The organism is Ruegeria sp. (assembly GCF_965221235.1).
In the GTDB taxonomy this organism is placed as follows: domain Bacteria; phylum Pseudomonadota; class Alphaproteobacteria; order Rhodobacterales; family Rhodobacteraceae; genus Ruegeria.
Genome location: NZ_CBDCRS010000003.1, coordinates 185,263 through 206,112, shown reverse-complemented (window position 1 = coordinate 206,112; position 20,850 = coordinate 185,263). Strand labels below are relative to the sequence as shown.

The window sequence follows — 20,850 nt, the reverse complement described above, 5'->3', positions numbered from 1 at the left end:
TTCGTGAATCGTTTTCAGCCTATTCGAAACAGAAGTTTGACCAAGACGCCAGGGTATCGGATAGAGAAACCATGACTCAGCTGCCGATCCTTTGGACCTTCCGCCGATGCCCCTATGCCATGCGCGCCCGGCTTGCCGTTGCCAGCGCAGGGCTGACAGTGGAACTGCGCGAGATCGTGTTGCGCGACAAACCCGACGCATTTCTGAAAACATCTGCCTCGGGCACGGTACCTGCCCTGCGACTGGCGGATCGGGTGCTGGATGAGAGTCTGGATATCATGATCTGGGCGCTTGAGCAGCGAGATCCGCAGCGCCTGCTGGAAATGCCGTCTGAGGGGTGGGACCTGATCGCCGCAAATGACGGCCCGTTCAAGGCCGCGCTGGACCACACCAAATATGCAACCCGCTATCCGGAACTGGACACAGAGGCCGAACGTACAAAGGCAGCGGCACATCTCATGGCGCTGGACCAAAGGCTACACGGTCAGCGCTGGCTTTTCGGAGATCGACCAACTTTGACCGATCTGGCCCTGCTGCCTTTTGTCCGTCAGTTCGCGCATATTGACCGCGCTTGGTTCGACGCACAGGACTGGCCCGATCTGATCGGGTGGCTGAACCGGTTTCTGGCCAGCGACAGCTTTGCCGGGATCATGGCCAAATACCCGCCATGGGCCAAAGGGGCCGAGCCAGAGATATTCGGCGGCGCACTGAGCCCAGATCTCAGTCCCGCGACCCCGACCAGCGCAGGATAAGATTGGCCGCAATCGGCGCACCAATGATCACCAGCACGATGCGCATCAGATGGTGGGTGATCACAAATCCCAGATCGGCCCCCGAGACGATGGCCAGAACCGTCATCTCGGCTTGCCCACCCGGAGCGAAGGCCAGAAACGCCTCGACCGGCTGACCCAGTCCCAGTGTCGCAACAATGGCGGTAAAGACAGCTGCCAGAACCGCCAGCACGATCACATAGGCCATTCCCGCAGCTACGACCTTGCGCAGCTCAACCCACGTGACCCCGACGAATTTGACCCCGATTGCGCAGCCAATAAAGAACTGCGCCGCCAATATCGCCTCACGCGGGGGGCGGGTGTGAATGAAATCGCCAAGCGACAGTGCCGCCGTTAAGATCATCGGCCCAAGGATTGAGGCACCGAACAGGCCCAGGCGTTCTCCTCCTTTCCAGCCGACAATGGCCGCCAGCACCATCAGCGCCAGTTCCTGCACCGGTAGATCCCGCGCGGGCTCTCCGATCGGGTTGGTCAGCTGGGCATCGTAGAACACTGTCAGGACCAAAGGGGCCAGTGTCACGATAATCAGAACCCGCGTGCCGTGGATCAGGGACAGGATACGTGGGTTGGCCCCGGCCTCGGTGCCGAAGATGATCATGTCTTGCAGCCCGCCGGGCATCGCTGCGTAGAAGGCCGTGGTGCTGTCGAAGCCCCAGACCTTGCGAAAGAACGGTACACCGATCAACGCAATCAGCAGGATGAAAAGTGGGATAAGCGCAATCGACGCCGCCATCTTGGGCAACTCGGCGAACAAGGCCGGAGTGATGGATGCACCCACCGCCACGCCCAGAATGGTACGTGCGGCAACCGAAAGCTGCCCAAATCCTTTGATCGGCGCATGGGCGAAGGCCGCAATCAGGCAGGCGGCCATCGGACCGAACAGAAAGGGCAAAGGCAGCCCAAGCACCCAGAACACAGCCGTACCAAGCGCCGCCAGACCAAAGGTCAGGGCGCGTTTCGCAAGAAGAGTTTGCGGGGCAATCCGGGTGGGCAAGAGGCAGGGTCCAGTAGTGTTGACTAGTTCTGGATGCGCTTGTATCCATTTGGACACAATTTGACAAGCGAACACCTCATGACCCTTCAAGACGACCCATTGCAGCCCGGCCCGCAAGGGAATTCCGCCTATCAGCGTCTGCTTGATGACATACGCGATGGTACCCTTTTGCCCGGCGAGCGTCTGCGCGAGATTGAGCTGTCGGACCGTTTGGGTGTCAGCCGCACCCCGATACGTGAGGCCATCCGTCAGCTTGAGGCGGACGGGCTTGTCACGCACGTTCCGCGACAGGGGGCAACGGTACGCAGTCTGGATTATGCCGAGGTGATGGAGCTGTATGAGATGCGCGCCGTGCTGGAAGGCACCGCCGCGCGTCTGGCGGCACGGGCAGCATCGGATGTTGAACTGGATGAGCTGGACGTGCTGAATGACCGTCTGGCCGAAGCCGGAACCGGCCCCGAGGTGACCCGCATCAACCGGATTTTTCACGCCACGCTGCTGGATGCGGCCAAGAACCGGTTTCTGGCAAAATCCATGCTGTCTTTGCAAAAGGCGCTGTTGATCCTCGGGCCATCGCAAATGCTGGACAGCGACCGGGCCGAGGCCGCGGTGACCGAACACCGGCGCATCATGGTTGCCTTGAAGTCCCGCGATGGGGCGGCAGCCGAAACCGAAATGCGCGCGCATATTCACGCGGCCCAACGCATGCGCATCCGCGCCTTGCAAGAACGCGACCGCACAATCGAGCAATCCCCATAGGCGGGCAAGGCAGGGGAACCGCACGCAGGCCTGTGATGCGGCATCAAAACCCCAACGCAGGGGCAGGCAATTCCCTCCATACCCGCAATTTCCGCTGCATGCACAGGGGCCTCTGGGACCGTTGGCCGAGGACTATACCGAGGACGTATACCTCTCGGACCTGCTGAAGGTGACGGCGGCCGCGCCAATTCGCACCCGGTGCAAGCGCTATACGATCTGGGCGCGGTTGTTTGCCGCACAGCCCGATCAGATGGGCTATGCGATCGTCGACTCAAAATCTTTGCACCTGTTCATTCCATCAGTGTTTCCACCACCAACGGCGGACAAGTTTCAGCTGAGCTGCCATGGCAGTTTTGAAACTCAGGGCGGACCTAACGCCGCCCCTTTTTCCGGTTCTTCCAGAACGGAGGCACATCCCCCGCCATGATGCAGCCATATGGGTCGATGTAATCCTCGATCTCGGCCAAATCATAAGACTTGATCTGCGCCACCACACTGTCAGCCTTTTTGTAGCTCGACGGCAATTCGGACGCATCGACGCCTCCGGCATGGAACCGGATGTCCAGCCCTTCGGTCTCGGCCTTCAGCATTTGTTCGGGCGTGACCGACCCCATCCGACGCTTATGTTCCGAACGGGAAAAGTTCCGCCCAGCCCCGTGTGGGCTGAAGCCCAGACCATGGTCTGCATCCTTGCCGCGCACGATCAGCACCGGCTCGGACATGTTCAGAGGGATCAGCGTCAGGCCAGTTGCGTCCGCCGCATAATCCCCCCATGCCGGTGTCGCCCCCTTGCCGTGATAGAACATGTCTTCGCGCTTGAAGACAAAGTTGTGCTCGTTCCAGAACCGCTCACCCACATCGCCCACGCGCGCGACCTCGACCGTCGCCTGATGGATCGCGTTGTGGTTGGCCTTGGTCCATTTCCGGATCAGTTGCAGCGCCTCCCAGTAGTCTCGCCCTTCCTGTGTGTCCGCAGGAATCCAAGCGTTCTGCTTCGGTGTGCGCGGGGACAGTTGCTTGCGGAACCGCTCGGCCACGACCATTCCGTTCTTATACAGAACTGCCCCCGGACCACGCGAACCATGATGGGTCACAATCGCCGTGCGGCCGGTCTTGCGCGAACGACCGACGAACAGGAAATGGTTCCCATCGCCCTGCGTCCCCATATGCTCCTGCGCCATGCGCAGTGACTTTGGGTTGTCCAGAAACGGGTTTTCCCGGAACGCATCCAGCAGTTTCAGCGACGTGGTGAACCGCTTGCCCTGCGGGCGCCCTCCCGGCCCGAAATGCGTCACCGATTGCGCCGCATCCAGCACCGCCTTGGGGTCCGCATCGCCCAGATCAGTGATCATGACCGAGCAACAGATATCCGCCGAGTGCATCCCCGGATGGATCGCATTCCGCGCAGCCGCGACGCCGCCAACCGGGATCGTGCCGATCGGACCCGCCGGACAGGCATCGGGCATAATCGCCCCGGCTTCGATGGTCGGGGTCCGCATCAGCGCGGTCATCGTCTCACGCACTTTCAGGACATTGTCCTCTTCATCCGGATGCGCAGCGTCGATGTTTTCGTGAAAAGCCACTTCTCCGGGTGCGCGCAGGTCCAGCGTTGGCGGGATCGGAGGGATTTCGCCCTCCAGCTCCTGCCGGATACGCACCAGACCAAACCCCTCGGCCCGCATCTCATTCGCGCGACCCAGTAGGGTCGGGAATTGCTTGCCGGGGCGGTGTCCCCAGTCTTTCAGATGTTCCCCGGTCACAGGGTCAAATGTGTTTTCTTCAGTCATTGTATCCACTCATTCAAATTCAGGCCCCGGCGACAAGGGGGAAGAAACAGTTCGGGAGGCCCGCCCCGCATCTGAATGGGCAGATGCGTTTGCCGTCTGGGCGCCGACACGGAGGGGAGTTGAACCCGCTCGACCTGTCCCTGGTTGGTGCCATGTAGTTCCTTCGGCATTCGCCGGGGTATTCCTTTCGCTCCAGGTCTCGGCGACAAGGGTTTGGTGAAACGCCTGCTCTACCCGACTGAGCTACCGCCCGTCCCCCAGGGGGCTCGGGCGAGCGGGATTCGAACCCGCGACACGGAGATTAACAATCTGTAGTTCCACCGGCATTCGCCGAGACATATTCCTTTCAATTCGGGTCAGGCAAACAAGGGATAGTGAGACGGCGCCCTCTTCGGGCGCGGATCGGGTTCAGCGATGTAGTCCCACCGGCATTCTGCCTGATGTCATCTGGTTGGCCGGGGCGGCGCACCGCCTGAGCCTTGTTCATACGTCGATCTTCTCGATCTCACCGACCCAATGATCCGGGCCGGTCTGACCGGCGGCAAAGGCCGCGATCTGGTCAAAGACCGCATCCGAGAACCCGCCGACATTCAACACATCGGCACGCGTCTGCGCCTGTGTGGTCCCGTATGGGGCGATGTCGATGCAGACCAGTTTGGCCTTCGGGTTGCGACGCTTGATCACCTCCCATTCTTTCAACATCGCCGTGCCCTGCCCACCATTCCGGGCATCCACCCAGGATTGGTTATCGGACACGAACACCACCAGATCCGGCGCGCGACCGCGCTTATTCAACCAGGCCAGCGGCGCGGAACAGTTCGTCCCACCACCAGCCAAGGCAGCCAACCGCTCGGCATTGGTCAGGATCGTGTCGCGCGGCTGCAAACGTACGTCACGCACGTCAAAATCGAACGGCAACACCTGACATCCGCGGTTCACGCGCTGGAACGACGCTGCAACCAGCGCCGCCACATCCACGTGCCGCACGGCCGAGGTCGCCCCCGGACGATACCCTGTCACAGCCCAAGTCATCGACCCGGATACATCCGGGCACACAACAACCTGACCCGAGACCTGCGGCACGTTCTGCGCAGCGATCTCCATCGCGTCATGCAGAGCGTCCACGATCTGCGGCGGCATATCGCCGGTCACGTTCTGCGCCGCCACCATCAGCTGGTATGGAAACGCGCGCGCCTTGGCGATGGCCTGCGGGTCTCGCAGCAGTGCAGCCACTTGATCCACATTCTTGGCCACGTCAAAAACGCCGTGACGTTGAAACGTGTTCAGGTTCTGCCGCACCATCTGCCACGAACCCTTACGCGCGATCCGCGCCCAATGCTGTGGCGACAGCTCCAGCTGCGTCAGCATCTGGAACGGCACATCCGGCACCGGACCCTTGCCCGTCTCACGAAACGCGATCCAGTCCTGCAAGGCCCGTGGCAGCCGTGCCAGATTGCACGGCCGCCCGACGATCCAGGCAAACAGCGCCTCCCGCTCGGCCGAGGCCGGTTTCGGGTGCACCATCTTGACCACGTCCGCCAGCGACGGGTCATTCCCGATATTGGCGTTCAGCAGCGCCCGGTCAGACGCGGTGTTCAGCCAGTTTTGCACCATCGCTTTCGGCGCAGACCCAAGTGACTTGCGCCCCGTCTGACCTGACCGGATGACCTGCACGAATGTGCGCAGCATCTTGCCGTTATCGACCACTCGGCCAAAGGCCGCCCGAAACAATACCGGGTCGCGCCGGGCCAAGACAGCCAGCAACACCGCAGGCATATCCTTCATGTAACCCGACTGACGGGCATAGATCGCAGCCTGCGCCAGAAACTTCGGCTCGACGGCCTCGGCCACGTCCAGAACATATTCCAGTTCCTCTTGCGGAGACTGATAGAACATGCCCCCGAAAGTCCCGGTCACGGCGACCTGAGCCAGAGCATGCGCATCGGAATACGCATAGGCCGGAGCGCCATGGGCGTTCTTTGCAGTTGTCTTCGGCAGCAACCGGCCTTTCAACGATGCAAACACGGATTTGTTCGCCATTTCTTTGTCCTCGTTTGTTTGTGAGAACGTTTTCGCATGGCTTGTTCAGCGGACCGAGAAAAATTGCGCAACAGCGTAATACTCTGTTTTTAAACCATTTAATCCGCACTTGATAAAATCAACAATTGATTTTACGATACATTTTTATCATTATTTATACGAGCATATACACATGAAGAACGTGATCATCGGTTTTCTTGGCACCCAGCTGGATATGGGCAAGAAACGGCGCTGGAAGCCGACACCGAGCCTGACCATTCATGACCACTTCGAAGTCGACCGGCTGGAACTGCTGCACGATCACAAGTTCAATCGCCTCGCCCACCAGGTCAAACGCGAGATCGAGGAGCTGTCGCCAGCGACCGAAGTGCTGTTGCACCGCATGGATCTGGACGACCCGTGGGACTTTCAGGAGGTTTACGGCAAACTGTTCGATTTCGCGCGGGATTATGGGTTTGACGAGGATCGCGAGCAGTATCATGTCCACCTGACCACCGGCACCCATGTGGCCCAGATCTGTTGGTTCCTGCTGACCGAAAGCCGCCATATCCCCGCGCGCCTGATCCAGACTGGCCCACCCGGTCCGAATGAGAAGACCCCGAAACTCGATGTCATCGACCTGGACCTCAGCCGCTATAACGCGCTGCAACAGCGGTTCGATCAGCTGTCCCGCGAATATAGCGACCAGCTGAAAGGCGGGATCGAGACGCGCAATGCCCATTATAACGCCCTGATCGACCGCATTGAGCTGATCGCCAGCAACTCGGACGAGCCGATCCTATTGCTGGGCGAAACCGGCACCGGCAAAACCGAGCTGGCCGAGCGGATCTACAACCTCAAGCTGGACCGGCGGCGGGTGAAGGGCCGTTTGGTACATCTGAACTGTGCCACGCTGAACGGCCCGGATGCGATGGCGACTCTGTTCGGGCAACGGCGTAGCTATCTGGGGCAGGCGGGCAGCGAACGCAGCGGATTGCTGCGCGAGGCCGACGGCGGGCTGCTGTTTCTGGACGAGATTGATCAGCTCGGCTGGAATGAGCAGTCGATCCTGTTGCACACCATTGAAACCGGGCGGTTCTATCCGCTGGGGTCTGACCATGAGATCACCAGTCGGTTTCAGGTCATCGCCGGGGCCAACCGCGATCTGCACGCGCTGGCGGCCGCCGGGCAGTTCCGCCCGGATCTTTTGGCGCGGCTGAATACCTGGCGGTTCCGGCTGCCCGCCCTGCGTGAACGGCGTGAGGATATCGAGGCCAATCTGATCTTTGAACTCGCCCGGTCCGAGCGTGCCCTGGGCACTCAGGTCGGGTTCAACGCAGATGCGCATGAGGTCTATCTGAAATTTGCCGGAAATCCCGCCACCCAATGGCCGGGAAACTTTCGGGATTTCAGCGGCTCGGTCAAACGCCTGTGTACGCTCGCACCACGCGGCCGGATCACCCGGGCCATGGTCGAGGACGAAATTGCAGACCTGCAATCGGGCTGGAACGCGGCCAAATCGGATTCCGAATTCACAGTTGTTCAGCAGGTGATGGGAGAGGCCGCGTCCGAAGTTGACCCCTTTGATCTTGTGCAACTGGCCCGAGTCATTGAGACCTGCCGCAACAGTCCCAGCCTTAAAGCTTTTCGAGCAAAGTTTGAATCGGCAGGGTTCCCCTGAGGTTTGATTTGTGATTCACCCTTTTTGGGAGGATCAGGAATATGCCAGCACCGTTGCCAAAGGAACTACGAGATCGTTTTGCGCGCTTGATCGAAGAAGGGCTGTCAGGGAGGGAGGCGTCGCGCCGTCTTCAGGTGTCCGCCGCGACCGGTGCGCGTTGGAGACGCCAGATACACGCGTCTGGCGCGGCCCAAATTGCCCCGATGGGGCGTCCACCGGGCAGCGGAAAGTTGGCACCCCATGTCGGGTTCTTCCGCGAGTTGTTAGCTCAAGACCCCGACATTACCCTTTTCGAGTTGCGCGATGCGCTTGCCGATGCTGTGGGGATCACTGTTCATCATTCGGCCATTGCCGGATTGTTGAAGCGCCTTGGCTTCACTCACAAAAAAAGTCGCTGGTGGCCACCGAACGCCGTCGCGCCAAGGTAAGACGACAGCGCGACGATTGGTCTGCTTATCGTTCGCCAGCCATCGCCCGAATGCCGGACCGCGTGGTGTTCATCGACGAAACGGCGGTAAAGACGAACCTCACCCGGCTCCGTGGCTGGGCACCTCAAGGAGAACGGCTGACCATGGACGCGCCGTTTGGCAGTTGGGGTACACAGACGCTGATCGCGGGGCTGACTCAGGACGCGTTGATCGCGCCGTGGGTCATCAAGGGCGCAATGGATGGCCCGGCATTCGCCGCCTACATCCGAGAAGTCCTCGTCAAGGAAATAGCGCCCGGCACTGTCGTCATCCTCGACAACCTAGCCACGCACCGGAACAAAGAGGCAGCACAGGCCCTGCGTGACCATGGATGTTGGTTTCTCTACCTGCCACCATACTCGCCCGACCTGAACCCCATCGAACTAGCTTTCTCAAAACTGAAAGCCCATTTGAGACGGATCGGGGCGAGAACCTTCACCGAAGTCTTCGAGGCTATCGGATCAATCTGCGATCTCTACGATCCAACAGAGTGCTGGAACTACTTCAAGGCCGCAGGATATGTTGCAAACTAATCTCGAAAGGCTTTAGTACTACAGTTGCGCATTGAGGCGGGACTTTCGATGGGCTCTGGCAGCAGCGGCCTGATGTGTTCTTCGCCAGAGGGACCATCCGAGAATGAAGGCGTCAGAAGGGGGCGTTGGGAGAATGAGGCGCGCGATCAATCTGAGGATTTCAACGGTCGAAAGAAAGCTTGGCGTAGTATATATCTCGGTTCGCAGAAAGCCTATGCGCTGCGGCCCGTTGCCGGACTCGTTTTGTTCACTTTCCCGAATGCATTGCGGCGCTGGTCCGCGCTGAGCTTTGCCAGAAATGCGGCGGTGGCCATCACAAGGCTCATATGCCGGTGCCAGCCATGCCAGGACCGGGCCTCGCAATGGTCCAGGCCCAGATCATCCTTTGCCCTGAGAAAACACTCTTCAATAGTCCAGCGCAGCCCGGCCGCAGCGGCCAGTTCCGCCAAGGTGGTATTGGCGGGCGCATAAGCGAAGTAATAGGCTATGGAAGCGCGATCATGACGGCTCCTGCGCGCCAGAACCCATTTGATAAACCCGTCTTTGGTCTGTTTACCGATGGGCAGACGCGCCCACTCGTAAAGGCGCGGTCCTTTCGCGCCCTCTCCGGCGGCAAGAGGTCGCCAGGCTTCGGGGCCCAGTTCTCCGGTCAGGGTGGCGGGATCGGTCTGGATGAGGTGATCGTCTTCGACAAGACGCAGTGTATGCGTGGACTTCACCGCCAATACATAGGACTGCCCGCGCTGCTCCAGCATGCGCCGGAACCCGCTGTCGGACCCGTAAACAGCATCGGCCAGCACAAAGGCGCAGGGGACACCTTCATCAAGGAGACGGGAAACCATCGCGCGAGCCATCTGCGGCTTGGTGGCAAATCCCACCTCCTGCGGGACATGAGCTTTGGCACGGCGATCCGGATCCTCCGCCCACGCCTTCGGCAGATAGAGTTGCCGATCGATCAGCGCATGACCCCAGCGGCTCGCATAAGCGGCAAATACCCCGATCTGACAGTTCTCTACCCGCCCCGCTGTACCCGAATACTGTCGGGCAACCCCAACCGAATGCTCGCCCTTCTTCAAAAAACCGGTCTCGTCCACAACAAGAACACCTTCAGGATCGCCAAGAATGTCAACGGCATATTTGCGAACAAGGTCACACAGCGCATCGGCGGACCAGGAAGAGCGCCCCAGCAGCGACTGTATCCGATACGGCTTGTCAAAACCGGCTTCTTCCGAAAGCATCCAGCCCGTCTTGCGTTCAGCCCCCGACAGCAAGCCGTCTATGAAGGCACCCGCTGTCCGGCGCTGTTCAATACGCCGGAAGGCCGGGGCAACAAAAGACTTCAATTCTTCCAGAGACTTGCGCCAGTCAACAAGCGTTTCCCTCCAGACCGAAACCGCCATCTCCAAAACCTCCCAATTACCAGATCACCAGTAATGAATCAGAGATCAAGTCAATGCGCAACTGTAGTATTAGTGCGGCGGGACGCACATTATTCGCCGTTTCGCGGCAAAAGCGCAAAACTCAGAATGACGCAGACCGGCTGCGGAAATATTTACAGAAATTCGGACTGGATTGGGATGCGGTGTCCGAGCAAGGCGGCTAAGCTGCCCTCAACCGCCGCGCTTGCGGCTGAGCAGACCGTACTTGACGGCCCATGCCCGGAATGAACGGCGCTTGCGCCTGTCCTGCTTCAGCGCCTGTTTCGACGGGACGCCGCCCTTGCGGTTGAATTCAAAGACGTCAATGATCCGCTCGGCGCAGCCGCAGGCCTCGCCCATGCCGACCTTGGCGAAATAGAACTTTTCGAAACGTTCCGGCGTCTGCATGCGGACCTCTTACCCCCCCGATTGCTGGGACGAATAGAAATAGGCGATGGCCTGAGTTCTGTTCTTCACCGACAGTTTCTCATAAATATTGGACAAATGAAACTTGACCGTGTTGGTCGAGATCTGAAGTTCCCGTGATAGCTCGCGATTTGACATGCCGCGCGCCAATGCTTCGAGGATTGCGCGTTCCTTGCGGGACAGGCTCTGGATCGGGTCCTGCTGCATTTTCCGAACGTCGATGAAGGGAAAAACCATTTTGCCATTGGCTACGTCGACACAGGCTTTCAGAAGCCCCTCGACCTCGCCGGACCGGGCAGCGAACCCGGCAGCCCCGGCTTGCATCGCCAAACGCGGGACATCACCGGCTGCCTCGCCATAAACCACAAAGCGCGGTGCGTTGGCCTGTTCGCGCAGCACCTCAATCAGTTTGGCGGCGCCCAGCACCGGAAGGTTCCAGTCCAGCACACCGACCTGAACCGGAACCCGCATCACCGTTCCCAGAAACCCCTCGGCCGTGGCCGAGGTGGCAACCAATGAGAATCGCGGGTCGCGCTCAAAGATTTCAGACATGGCCGACAGGACCAGAGGATTGCTGTCCGCCAGCATGACTTCTATCGGCGTGGTGACAGTGCCAACCATCTGATTTCTCCCTCATTTCCCCAAAACCTACCCTTATGGGTGGGGAGTTTTTTGGTATACGCTGGTATATTTACCAGAATGGGTAGGTTATAGCCCACCTAAATAGCCATCCTAAAGCAGTAGTAAGTTACGTTGTGCGGCAAAGCAACTGTGGGTTTTCTGTCTCGTAACGAAACAGAAAGGGCCGGTGCGCCCAGCCAACAGCCGAGGATGTCAGACGATGACTTTTCAGATTTTCCCTCCGCTCGAAATCCCCGAGACCCTCGCAGCGGGTCCGGGGCCGGGCAATACCGATGCACGTGTTCTGCGCGCTTTTGCCCAAGCAGGCGTCGCGGATCATATGCAAGGTGATGTCCTGCGCGGCATGATCGAATGCAAGCACATGCTGCGAAAGATCTGGGGCACACAAAACACCTATACGTTTGCGGTTGCCGGAACGGGTTGGAGCGCACTGGACACCATGTTCTCGGCGGTGATGCCGGGTGATAAGGTGGTGGCTTTTGCCAATGGCACCTTTTCTGGGATCGACGCGCTGACCTTGCGGATCAAGGCAGCGACACCCGAAGAACACGCAGCCAACTCACTGGACCCTCAGGCCGCGAGCGTCACGGTGATTGAGGTTCCGCACGGCCAGCCGGTAACGGGTGATCTGGTCGAGGCCGCGCTGGCTGAACACAAACCGAAATGGGCCTTCATGGCGCATTGGGAAACCGGATCGGGCCGCATAAACGACCTGCGCGGATTCTCGGATGCCTGTGAACGTCATGGCGTCATGGGGCTGATCGATGCGGTGTCGTCGCTGGGTGCGGATGACTTTTCGATTGACGATTTCCCGGGCATTGCGGGATGGGCGTCTTGTCCGCAAAAGGGGTTGTGCTGCTTGCCGCTAACCTATGCACCGGTCAGCTTCTCTGACGCGTATATCGACAGCCTCAAGGCATCCGGCGCTTATAGCTACGTCCACAATCCGTTTTTCGAGGCCCGCCACTGGGGCATTGTTGACGGGCAGGATGCAGAGAAAGGCACCTATCACCGGACGCATTCCGGTTACGCCGTCGCAGCGTTTCACGAGGCCCTGCGGCTGACCCTTCAGGAGGGGCTCGCCAAGCGGGCAGCAGCCTATCGGACCCACGAAAAGGTCCTGCGCGACGCCGTGATCGAGATGGGCTGTCACGTGACCTCGGACATGCCCAGTCTGATCGTTCTCAACCTGCCGCCCGAACTGGCGGGGCGCGAGATGGAGCTGGTGCAGAACTGCCGCGCTCGTGGCTTTGGTATCTGGCCTACGCTCAGTGCGCCGGTTCAGGTTCGCATTGGCATCCTCAATCAACTAAACCGCGAGGCCGTGAGCCGGATCGTGCGCCTGTTCGCCGACGCCATCCGCGAACTGGGCGGGCAGGTCGATGCCGACGCAATCGAGGCGTTATTGGAAAGCCGCTATGGCACCTCGATCGCCGCATAACCGCACTGCATGAACGGGAGGAATGCAGATGGATATTCATGAGTATCAGGCCAAAGAGCTTCTTTCGAACTTTGGCGTAGAAGTGCCGTCTGGCGCGCTGGCCTACAGCCCCGAGCAAGCCGCCTATCGGGCGCGCGAGCTGGGCGGTGACAAGTGGATCGTCAAGGCGCAGGTCCACGCAGGTGGGCGCGGTAAAGCGGGCGGCGTCAAACTGTGCAACACAGAAAACGAAATCTACAAGGCCTGCGACGAGCTGTTCGGTCGCAAGTTGGTCACGCATCAGACCGGCCCCGAAGGCAAGGGCATCTACCGGGTCTATGTCGAGTCCGCTGTGCCGATTGACCGCGAGATTTATCTGGGCTTCGTGCTCGACCGCTCGAGCCAGCGGGTGATGATCGTTGCCTCGTCCGAAGGCGGAATGGAGATCGAGGATATCTCGGCCGAGCGTCCCGACAGTATCGTTCGGTCGATCGTTGAACCTGCCGTCGGCTTGCAAGAGTTCCAGGCCCGCGAAATCGCGTTCAATCTGGGCATGGAACCCAAGCTGGTGCAGCAAATGGTCCGCACGTTGCAAGGCTGCTATGCCGCTTTCAGCGATCTGGACGCCACCATGGTCGAGATCAACCCGCTGGTGATCACCGGCGACGACCGGGTTTTGGCGCTGGACGCCAAGATGAGCTTTGACGACAACGCCCTGTTCCGACATCCACAAATCGCAGAACTGCGCGACAAAAGTCAGGAAGACCCGCGCGAAAGCCGGGCCGCTGATCGTGGCCTGTCTTATGTGGGGCTGGACGGCAATATCGGCTGTATCGTGAACGGCGCCGGTCTGGCCATGGCCACTATGGACACGATCAAACTGGCTGGGGGCGAACCCGCGAACTTCCTCGATATCGGGGGTGGGGCCTCGCCCGAGCGTGTCGCCAAAGCGTTCCGACTGGTTCTGTCGGATGACAATGTGCAAGCCATTCTGGTGAACATCTTTGCCGGCATCAACCGCTGTGACTGGGTGGCCGAAGGCGTGGTTCAGGCGTTGAAGGAACTGGATCTGGACCTGCCCGTCGTGGTGCGTCTGGCCGGAACGAATGTGGAAGAGGGCCAGAAAATCCTCGCCAAGTCAGGCCTGCCGATCATCCGCGCCACCACCCTGATGGAAGCCGCTGAACGCGCCGTTGGCGCATGGAAAAACGACCTGACCCAAGGCACCAAGATGAGGGCTGTGTAATGAGCATTCTTCTCGATCGTGATACGCGCGTTATCGTGCAGGGCATCACCGGCCGTATGGCCCGGTTCCACACGAAGGACATGTTGAGCTACGGCACCAATGTCGTGGGCGGCGTGGTACCCGGCAAGGGCGGCGAAACCGTCGAAGGCGTGCCGGTCTTCGATACCGTCAAACAAGCTGTTGAGGCGACGGGTGCAGATGCCAGCCTTGTCTTCGTGCCGCCGCCCTTTGCCGCCGACTCGATCATGGAGGCCGCGGATGCCGGTATCCGCTACTGCGTCTGCATTACCGACGGTATCCCGGCGCAGGACATGATCCGGGTGAAACGGTACATGTACCGCTATCCCAAAGACAAACGCATGGTTCTGACCGGACCGAACTGCGCGGGCACGATCTCGCCCGGTAAAGCACTGTTGGGGATCATGCCGGGGCATATCTACCTGCCGGGCAACGTTGGGATCATCGGTCGCTCGGGTACGCTGGGATATGAAGCCGCCGCGCAACTGAAAGAGCGTGGGATTGGCGTGTCGACCAGCGTTGGCATCGGTGGGGATCCGATCAATGGCTCGTCGTTCAGGGACATTCTGCAACGGTTTGAAGAGGATGAGGACACCCACATCATCGCCATGATTGGCGAGATTGGCGGCCCTCAGGAAGCCGAGGCCGCAGAGTATATCCGCAATCACATTACCAAACCCGTGGTCGCCTATGTTGCAGGCCTGACAGCGCCCAAAGGCCGGACCATGGGCCACGCAGGCGCGATCATCTCGGCCTTTGGCGAAAGCGCCAGCGAAAAGGTCGAAATCCTGTCGGCTGCCGGTGTGACCGTGGCTGAAAACCCTGCCGTGATTGGCGAGACAATTGCCCGTGTGATGGAGGCAGCGTGATGGTCAAACCTTCGGTTCTTGTCACCCGCCGCTGGCCCGCCGCCGTCGAGGCGCAGCTGGCAGAGAACTACAACGCCGTGCTGAATACCGGGGACAAGCCCATGTCCCCGGGCGAAATTCGGCAGGCGCTGAAATCCTATGACGCGGTTTTGCCGACCGTCACCGACACGCTCAGCGCCGAGGCGCTGGATGTACCCGGTGCGCAAACAAAGATCCTCGCCAATTATGGGGTCGGCTACAGTCATATCTGCGAGCCATCGGCGCGCGGGCTGGGCATGACCGTCACCAACACCCCCGATGTGCTGTCCGAATGCACCGCCGACATCGCGATGACCCTGCTGCTGATGGTGGCACGCAGGGCAGGCGAGGGCGAACGCGAGCTGCGCGCGGGCAACTGGACCGGCTGGCGACCCACACATCTGATTGGCACCAAGGTCAGCGGTAAGACGCTGGGCATTGTTGGATACGGCCGGATCGGGCAGGAAATGGCCCGCCGTGCGCATCACGGCTTTGGGATGGATGTGCTGGTCTATAATCGCAGCCCTGTGGCCCCGGACGTGCTGGCGCAGTGCAATGCGGTTCAGGTTGAGTCACTTGAAGCGCTGCTTCCGCGGTGTGATTTCGTTTCGCTCCATTGCCCCGGTGGCGCCGCGAACCGGCACATGATCAACGCACGCAGGCTGGACCTGATGAAACCCGATGCCTTCCTGATCAACACCGCCCGTGGCGAGGTGATCGACGAACGGGCGCTGATCCAGTCGCTGAGCTTCGACATGATCGGGGGCGCGGCGCTGGATGTGTTCGACGGCGAACCGCGCATCAACCCGGACCTCCTTCAATGCGACAACCTCGTGATGCTGCCACATCTGGGCAGCGCCACACGCGAGGCGCGCGAGGCAATGGGCTTTCGCGTACTCGACAATCTGAGCGATTTTTTTGACGGCCGCGAACCGCGAGATCGTGTGATCTGAAGCCGACCGAACCTGCAAGACAAAGGACCAAACACATGAGTTTCCACGCCATAGAACAAGCACCAGCCCGGCTGAACCGCAGTGAACTGGCCGTTCCCGGCAGTCAGCCCAGCATGTTTGAAAAAGCCGCCAAATCCGCGGTAGATGTGATCTTTCTCGATCTCGAAGACGCCGTTGCCCCGGACGAAAAGGAACAGGCTCGTAAAAACATCATCGAGGCGCTGAACGACATCGACTGGGGCAATAAGACCATGTCCGTTCGGATCAACGGTCTGGACACGCACTATATGTATCGCGACGTGGTGGACGTGGTCGAACAAGCGGGTGAGCGTCTTGACCTGATCATGATCCCCAAAGTCGGAACTGCCGCCGATGTCTATGCGGTCGACATGCTGGTCACACAGATCGAAGACGCCAAGGGCTACAAAAAGCGTATTGGCTTTGAACACATCATTGAAACAGCGCTTGGCATGCAGAATGTCAGCGAGATCGCTGCCGCCTCGAAGCGCAACGAAAGCCTGCATTTCGGAGTGGCCGACTATGCCGCCTCAACCCGCGCACGCACAACAATCATTGGCGGTGTGAACCCGGATTATTCGGTTCTGACCGACGCGGATACCGAAGGCGCGCGCCTGACCCATTGGGGCGACATGTGGCACTATGCACTGGCTCGTATGGTGGTCGCAGCCCGGGCCAATGGGTTGCGGCCCATTGACGGACCTTTCGGCGATTTTCAGGACCCGGACGGCTATCGCGCCGCCGCCAAACGCGCAGCGGTTCTGGGCTGCGAAGGCAAATGGGCCATTCACCCCAGCCAGATCGCACTGGCCAATGAAGTGATGTCCCCGTCAGACGCCGAAGTCACCAAAGCGCAGAGCATTCTCGTTGCCATGGCCGAGGCTGAGTCAGCAGGCAAAGGGGCCGTTTCGCTGGATGGTCGCCTGATCGACTATGCCTCGATCCGTCAGGCCGAAGTGTTGGTTGAAAAAGCGGGCCAGATCGCCGCTGCGTGATCATTGAAAACCCAAAACTTGCGGTCGTGGGGCCAAAGCGTCCTGCGACCGTGATTGTAAGTCTATTAGAGGGGTCGCCAACGATACGGGTTGGCCTGCCGAGCTCACGTCTTTTAACATAATCTTGCTTACACGAATATCATAGCGGATCAGGGTTTATTTGCTACTGTGTTCGAGCACTCACTATCCAGCCCCCTATCACGCGATTTCGGAAAACTCTGCATAAGTCTTCGGCTTATCTGTGACCCCAGTTCTGCCCCGGGATCACAGTTGTTTGCGCGATTACTATTCCGCTGGCGCCGTTGATGTTGCCGGATCAACAGTTGATGCGACACCGGCGGCTTCGCGACGCCCGTCGTTCCAGATCGCCTTGATCAACGCGATGCACATCAGCGCCATGACGATAGAGAACGGCAATGCTCCGATCACCATCGCGGTCTGAATGGCCCCGGTTCCGCCGGAGATCAGCAGACCTCCGACCACCAATGCCAGCGCTGCGCCCCAGAACATGATATGCGGACGAGCCTTGGGTCCTTCGTCACCAGCTGCGTTGATTGTATTCACGATTAGCACCGCTGAGTCCGCCGAAGTGACAAGGAAGGTCATCAGCAATATCACGATCACAACCGCCATAGCCCAGGCCAGGAATTCCGCAATGGGCGCGAGCATGTAGGTGGTCATGGCAAAGATCTTGTCACCATTTGCCGCATCAAGGATCGCACCGTTCGCGTCTCCGTTAAGCTCTAGGTCAATAGCGGTGCCTCCTGCCCATGCGAACCAGACAAAGCACATCAGCGAGGGTACGATCATCGCGCCCAGAACAAATTCGCGGATGGAACGACCGCGCGAGATACGCGCCAGGAACAATCCGACAAAGGGTGCAAACGCGATCCACCATGCCCAGTAGAACACGGGCCACCAGCCCTGCCATTGCGCCAGAAGGAAGGACTCGGACCCTTCGACACCATCTGATGCGTAAACATTGAAGCTGAGCCACGGCAGAGCGACCAAATAGTCCCAGATGCCAACAAAGAATGCCTTGGCGCCAAAGAACGTCGCCCCGAACAGGATGAAGAAGCCCAGCAGGAAGATCGACAACGCCATGTTGATATTCGAAAGCCATTTGATGCCCTTACCCACACCGGACAATGCCGACAGGGTCGAGGCCCCCATGATAACCAGCAAGGCGACAATGATGCCCAGCGTCGTGGCTGAACCGTCAGTGTTCGCCAATCCACCAATGCCGATTCGCGTCAGACCTGCCACGAATTGCTCAACACCAAAACCAAGGGTCTGCGCCACACCAAGGATCGTCGCAACAACGGCGACGATATCAATCAAATGCCCTAGGTTGCCAGACAGCGCCTTGCCAAAGAGCGGCGTCAGGGATGAGCGGATGGTTAGCGGAAGCCCGCGGCGATAGCTAAAGAACGCCAGCGCCAGACCGGCAATCGCATAGCACGCCCAGGCTCCCAGCCCCCAATGCAGGTAGGACCAGACATAGGCTGTGCGCACATTGTCCGCATCAAGAGCTGTCGTTACTCCCTGAATAACCGATGGGTTGTTCTTGAAATGCGCGACGGGTTCCGCAACGGCCCATGTCAGCATCCCAACACCGATACCTGCGCCAAACATCATCGAAAACCATGAGAAGTTCGAAAACTCTGGCTTTTCGCCTTCGACACCCAAGTTCAGGCGTCCGGCCGCTGGCCAGATGGCCAAACCGATACAGACAATAACAAACCCGGTGACAACCCAGATGTACCAAGCGGCAAACTGAGCCAGAATGGCCGCGTTCCAATCGCCCAGAATCCTGCCGGCCTGGGTTGGCCAAACGATGCACCAAACAACCAGCAAACTGATGATGATCTTACTGATCACCGTCACGTTGACGCTGAACCCCCGATAAAAACCGTTGTCAGCGGTCTTGATCGGAAGTTCCGATAGAGGTGGCTTTATCGCCATAATCAACTTCTCCCTGTTTTCGTTTTTCAAGCGGATCAATATGCCTGTTCGGGCCCGCCGGCCCGGAACCCCAAGACACCAATGAGACCAACGACGCAGATAATCTGCCTCGCCAATCTCATTGGGTCCGGGGAGTTTAGATTTGCCGGAATTCTCAGCTTTCCAAAGCCAGCTTATGCACGTGAATTTCGTTGATCGGGTGGCTTTCCGCACCAATGACGCCGGGACGGGAATGGCGGTACAGAGAGCGCCAATACGGTTGAATGATCGTTCCGTCATCCCGCATGAACTGCTCGATCTTTTCCATGTGTCCGCGGCGCGTTTCTGCGTCAGCGATTGCTGAGGCCTCTTCCAGCATCGCATCAAACTCGGCGCTGGCCAGACCGGTTTCGTTCCAGGCCACGCCCGATTTATACGCCAGCGTCAGCACCTGTACGCCGAGCGGGCGATGCCCCCAGTCTGTCGAGCTGAACGGGTATTTGTTCCAATCGTTCCAGAACGTGTTGCCCGGCAGAACCGTGCGCTTGACGTTCAACCCGGCATCGCGAAGTTGAGCCGCGAGAGCGTCAGTCGTGTTTCGACGCCAGTCATCGTCAATTGAGAAAATCTCGTGTTCGTAGTCGAGCATGCCGACTTCTTCGAGCAATGCGCGTGCGCCCTCGACATCCTTTTCCGGAGCGCCAATGTCGGCATATTCCGGATGGATGGGGCAAACGTGGTGATTTTCGCCCAATGTCCCACGATTGGCATATCCCAATTCCAACAAAACCGCATTGTCGCAGGCCATCGCCAAAGCCCGGCGAACACGTGCGTCTTCGTAAGGCTTCACCCCGTCAACTTCGGCATCACGGTTCGTCCGCAAAACCATAGTGTTGGCCGAAACGGACTCGCTCTGGTTCCAACCGATGCTTTCGTAGATGTCGACAAACTCCCCCACTGTTTCATAGGTCATGTCGATTTCTTCAGCTTCTGCCGCCGCCAAATGCGCTGCGCCATCGGTGCCGTAGTCGATAAACTCGATCCGATCCAGATAGGCGCCCTCGCCCCACCATTCGTGATCCGTGTTCTTCTCTAAAACGACCTTCTCGCCGACGACGTACTCAACCAGTTTGTATGGCCCCGTTCCGACCGGGTCATTCGCCGGATCGCCAGACCAGCCATCGGGCACAATCGCTGCCGGGTATTCCGTGACCGCAGGAATGATGGTGATGTCGGGTCGCGTCAGCTTCAGCTTCAACGTCAGATCGTCGACCACTTCCAGCGCCCCTTCGGCAGGGCCATCTCCGGCGTCGTTTTGCAAGGAGCCCATACGCGCAGCCATCGAGTTGCCTTCCCAGCTGCCGTCACACCATCGACCAAAGTTATACGCAACATCGGCGGCCGTAAGCGTTCCGCGCCCGTCATTCCAGTTCACTCCGGGGCGTATACGCAACAGGTATTCAGTCGCGTCATCGTTCACCTCCCAACTTTCAAGCAGCCGGGGTTCGAACGTGCCGTCCGCGTTGTATTGAACCAGATACTCCAGATAGCCACGAACCACGTTTCCAAGTTGCGGCCAGTTGTAAAGCGGCGGATCAAGCTGCGCCCGAACCACCTGCTGAATACGAATTGTTCCGCCGGGTTTGATATCCGTCGCGGCCTGCGCTGGTTGGGGCATGCCGATCATCGAATAAGCAGCAGATGCAGATAACCCAAGTGCAGTCGCGCGCGTCAGAAACTCACGACGGCTAAGTTTTCCCTCGGCCACTTCACCGGCATGCATTTCGATTGCCGGGTGAATGGTCTGGCGGCGGTTTTGTTCGATCATCATAAGCTCCCGTGTTGTCTTTGC

General features: G+C 59.3%; 17 protein-coding genes. 9 read left to right on the top strand and 8 right to left on the bottom strand.

The annotated features are described in order from the left end of the window. Window positions 1–71 precede the first annotated feature (71 nt). Window positions 72–752 (top strand): glutathione S-transferase, encoded by a 681-nt coding sequence (locus tag ACOQOY_RS01400; RefSeq protein WP_420583705.1) that lies wholly within the window; start codon window positions 72–74, stop codon window positions 750–752. Here the strand turns inward: ACOQOY_RS01400 and ACOQOY_RS01395 are convergent. After that, entirely contained in the window at window positions 721–1,785 is a 1,065-nt protein-coding gene (locus ACOQOY_RS01395) for an AbrB family transcriptional regulator (protein ID WP_420583704.1), read from the bottom strand. The two genes, ACOQOY_RS01400 and ACOQOY_RS01395, sit on opposite strands and share 32 nt — an antisense overlap. Window positions 1,786–1,863: 78 nt before the next feature. Here ACOQOY_RS01395 and ACOQOY_RS01390 point away from each other — a divergent pair, with 78 nt between their 5' ends. Next, window positions 1,864–2,544 carry a GntR family transcriptional regulator gene (locus ACOQOY_RS01390; RefSeq protein WP_420583703.1) on the top strand — a complete coding sequence of 227 codons (681 nt, stop codon included), beginning with the start codon at window positions 1,864–1,866 and terminating at the stop codon, window positions 2,542–2,544. A 371-nt stretch (window positions 2,545–2,915) separates the two neighbouring features. Here the strand turns inward: ACOQOY_RS01390 and ACOQOY_RS01385 are convergent, their stop codons facing one another. Continuing rightward, on the bottom strand, window positions 2,916–4,331 hold the full coding sequence (locus ACOQOY_RS01385) for an RtcB family protein (RefSeq protein WP_420583702.1): 1,416 nt from the start codon (window positions 4,329–4,331) through the stop codon (window positions 2,916–2,918). A 483-nt stretch (window positions 4,332–4,814) separates the two neighbouring features. After that, window positions 4,815–6,371 carry an RNA-binding protein gene (locus ACOQOY_RS01380; protein ID WP_420583701.1) on the bottom strand — a complete coding sequence of 519 codons (1,557 nt, stop codon included), beginning with the start codon at window positions 6,369–6,371 and terminating at the stop codon, window positions 4,815–4,817. A 172-nt stretch (window positions 6,372–6,543) separates the two neighbouring features. Here ACOQOY_RS01380 and ACOQOY_RS01375 point away from each other — a divergent pair, with 172 nt between their 5' ends. Both ACOQOY_RS01375 and ACOQOY_RS01370 read left to right on the top strand, forming a co-directional pair. After that, a complete protein-coding gene (locus ACOQOY_RS01375; RefSeq protein ID WP_420583700.1) occupies window positions 6,544–8,031 on the top strand; it encodes an RNA repair transcriptional activator RtcR family protein in 1,488 nt (495 codons plus the stop codon). A 41-nt stretch (window positions 8,032–8,072) separates the two neighbouring features. Beyond that, window positions 8,073–9,031 (top strand): IS630 family transposase gene (locus ACOQOY_RS01370; RefSeq protein WP_420583699.1). Its coding sequence is split into 2 segments (ribosomal slippage): window positions 8,073–8,414 and window positions 8,417–9,031, totalling 957 coding nucleotides; the frame shifts between segments, so codons are not numbered across the junction. Between the two features lie 212 nt (window positions 9,032–9,243). Here the strand turns inward: ACOQOY_RS01370 and ACOQOY_RS01365 are convergent. The 3 genes from ACOQOY_RS01365 to ACOQOY_RS01355 all read right to left on the bottom strand — a co-directional run bounded on the left by ACOQOY_RS01365 (window position 9,244) and on the right by ACOQOY_RS01355 (window position 11,496). Further along, entirely contained in the window at window positions 9,244–10,431 is a 1,188-nt protein-coding gene (locus tag ACOQOY_RS01365) for an IS701 family transposase (RefSeq protein WP_420583698.1), read from the bottom strand. A 210-nt stretch (window positions 10,432–10,641) separates the two neighbouring features. After that, window positions 10,642–10,857, bottom strand: coding sequence for a hypothetical protein (locus ACOQOY_RS01360; protein WP_420583697.1), 216 nt, complete (start codon window positions 10,855–10,857; stop codon window positions 10,642–10,644). A 9-nt stretch (window positions 10,858–10,866) separates the two neighbouring features. Further along, a complete protein-coding gene (locus ACOQOY_RS01355) occupies window positions 10,867–11,496 on the bottom strand; it encodes a LuxR C-terminal-related transcriptional regulator (protein WP_420583696.1) in 630 nt (209 codons plus the stop codon). A gap of 220 nt (window positions 11,497–11,716) precedes the next feature. Between ACOQOY_RS01355 and ACOQOY_RS01350 the strand changes: the two genes are divergently transcribed. Genes ACOQOY_RS01350 through ACOQOY_RS01330 form a run of 5 tightly spaced genes read left to right on the top strand, consistent with a single transcriptional unit; the run spans window position 11,717 to window position 17,054 of the window. Then, on the top strand, window positions 11,717–12,958 hold the full coding sequence (locus tag ACOQOY_RS01350; protein WP_420583695.1) for an aminotransferase: 1,242 nt from the start codon (window positions 11,717–11,719) through the stop codon (window positions 12,956–12,958). Window positions 12,959–12,986: 28 nt separating this feature from the next. Next, window positions 12,987–14,183 carry a malate--CoA ligase subunit beta gene (locus tag ACOQOY_RS01345; RefSeq protein WP_420583694.1) on the top strand — a complete coding sequence of 399 codons (1,197 nt, stop codon included), beginning with the start codon at window positions 12,987–12,989 and terminating at the stop codon, window positions 14,181–14,183. Then, window positions 14,183–15,070 carry a succinate--CoA ligase subunit alpha gene (sucD, locus tag ACOQOY_RS01340; protein WP_420583693.1) on the top strand — a complete coding sequence of 296 codons (888 nt, stop codon included), beginning with the start codon at window positions 14,183–14,185 and terminating at the stop codon, window positions 15,068–15,070. Before ACOQOY_RS01345 ends, sucD begins: the two co-directional genes overlap by 1 nt. Then, entirely contained in the window at window positions 15,070–16,041 is a 972-nt protein-coding gene (locus ACOQOY_RS01335) for a 2-hydroxyacid dehydrogenase (RefSeq protein ID WP_420583692.1), read from the top strand. The genes sucD and ACOQOY_RS01335 overlap by 1 nt, the downstream gene beginning before the upstream one ends. Window positions 16,042–16,076: 35 nt before the next feature. Continuing rightward, a complete protein-coding gene (locus tag ACOQOY_RS01330) occupies window positions 16,077–17,054 on the top strand; it encodes an HpcH/HpaI aldolase/citrate lyase family protein (protein WP_420583691.1) in 978 nt (325 codons plus the stop codon). Window positions 17,055–17,339: 285 nt separating this feature from the next. On the opposite strand, the gene ACOQOY_RS01325 is transcribed toward ACOQOY_RS01330, so the two are convergent. After that, window positions 17,340–19,019 (bottom strand): BCCT family transporter, encoded by a 1,680-nt coding sequence (locus ACOQOY_RS01325; protein WP_420583690.1) that lies wholly within the window; start codon window positions 19,017–19,019, stop codon window positions 17,340–17,342. 154 nt (window positions 19,020–19,173) lie between these two features. Next, entirely contained in the window at window positions 19,174–20,826 is a 1,653-nt protein-coding gene (locus ACOQOY_RS01320) for an ABC transporter substrate-binding protein (RefSeq protein WP_420583689.1), read from the bottom strand. Window positions 20,827–20,850 lie beyond the last annotated feature (24 nt).

What these genes read in the sequence shown, in the direction of transcription:
- ACOQOY_RS01400 (WP_420583705.1), top strand. Translation starts at nt 72, where the DNA reads ATGACTCAGCTGCCGATCCTTTGGACCTTCCGCCGATGCCCCTATGCC.
- ACOQOY_RS01390 (WP_420583703.1), top strand. Translation starts at nt 1,864, where the DNA reads ATGACCCTTCAAGACGACCCATTGCAGCCCGGCCCGCAAGGGAATTCC.
- ACOQOY_RS01385 (WP_420583702.1), bottom strand. Translation starts at nt 4,331, where the DNA reads ATGACTGAAGAAAACACATTTGACCCTGTGACCGGGGAACATCTGAAA.
- ACOQOY_RS01380 (WP_420583701.1), bottom strand. Translation starts at nt 6,371, where the DNA reads ATGGCGAACAAATCCGTGTTTGCATCGTTGAAAGGCCGGTTGCTGCCG.
- ACOQOY_RS01375 (WP_420583700.1), top strand. Translation starts at nt 6,544, where the DNA reads ATGAAGAACGTGATCATCGGTTTTCTTGGCACCCAGCTGGATATGGGC.
- ACOQOY_RS01365 (WP_420583698.1), bottom strand. Translation starts at nt 10,431, where the DNA reads ATGGCGGTTTCGGTCTGGAGGGAAACGCTTGTTGACTGGCGCAAGTCT.
- ACOQOY_RS01360 (WP_420583697.1), bottom strand. Translation starts at nt 10,857, where the DNA reads ATGCAGACGCCGGAACGTTTCGAAAAGTTCTATTTCGCCAAGGTCGGC.
- ACOQOY_RS01355 (WP_420583696.1), bottom strand. Translation starts at nt 11,496, where the DNA reads ATGGTTGGCACTGTCACCACGCCGATAGAAGTCATGCTGGCGGACAGC.
- ACOQOY_RS01350 (WP_420583695.1), top strand. Translation starts at nt 11,717, where the DNA reads ATGACTTTTCAGATTTTCCCTCCGCTCGAAATCCCCGAGACCCTCGCA.
- ACOQOY_RS01345 (WP_420583694.1), top strand. Translation starts at nt 12,987, where the DNA reads ATGGATATTCATGAGTATCAGGCCAAAGAGCTTCTTTCGAACTTTGGC.
- sucD (WP_420583693.1), top strand. Translation starts at nt 14,183, where the DNA reads ATGAGCATTCTTCTCGATCGTGATACGCGCGTTATCGTGCAGGGCATC.
- ACOQOY_RS01335 (WP_420583692.1), top strand. Translation starts at nt 15,070, where the DNA reads ATGGTCAAACCTTCGGTTCTTGTCACCCGCCGCTGGCCCGCCGCCGTC.
- ACOQOY_RS01330 (WP_420583691.1), top strand. Translation starts at nt 16,077, where the DNA reads ATGAGTTTCCACGCCATAGAACAAGCACCAGCCCGGCTGAACCGCAGT.
- ACOQOY_RS01325 (WP_420583690.1), bottom strand. Translation starts at nt 19,019, where the DNA reads ATGGCGATAAAGCCACCTCTATCGGAACTTCCGATCAAGACCGCTGAC.
- ACOQOY_RS01320 (WP_420583689.1), bottom strand. Translation starts at nt 20,826, where the DNA reads ATGATCGAACAAAACCGCCGCCAGACCATTCACCCGGCAATCGAAATG.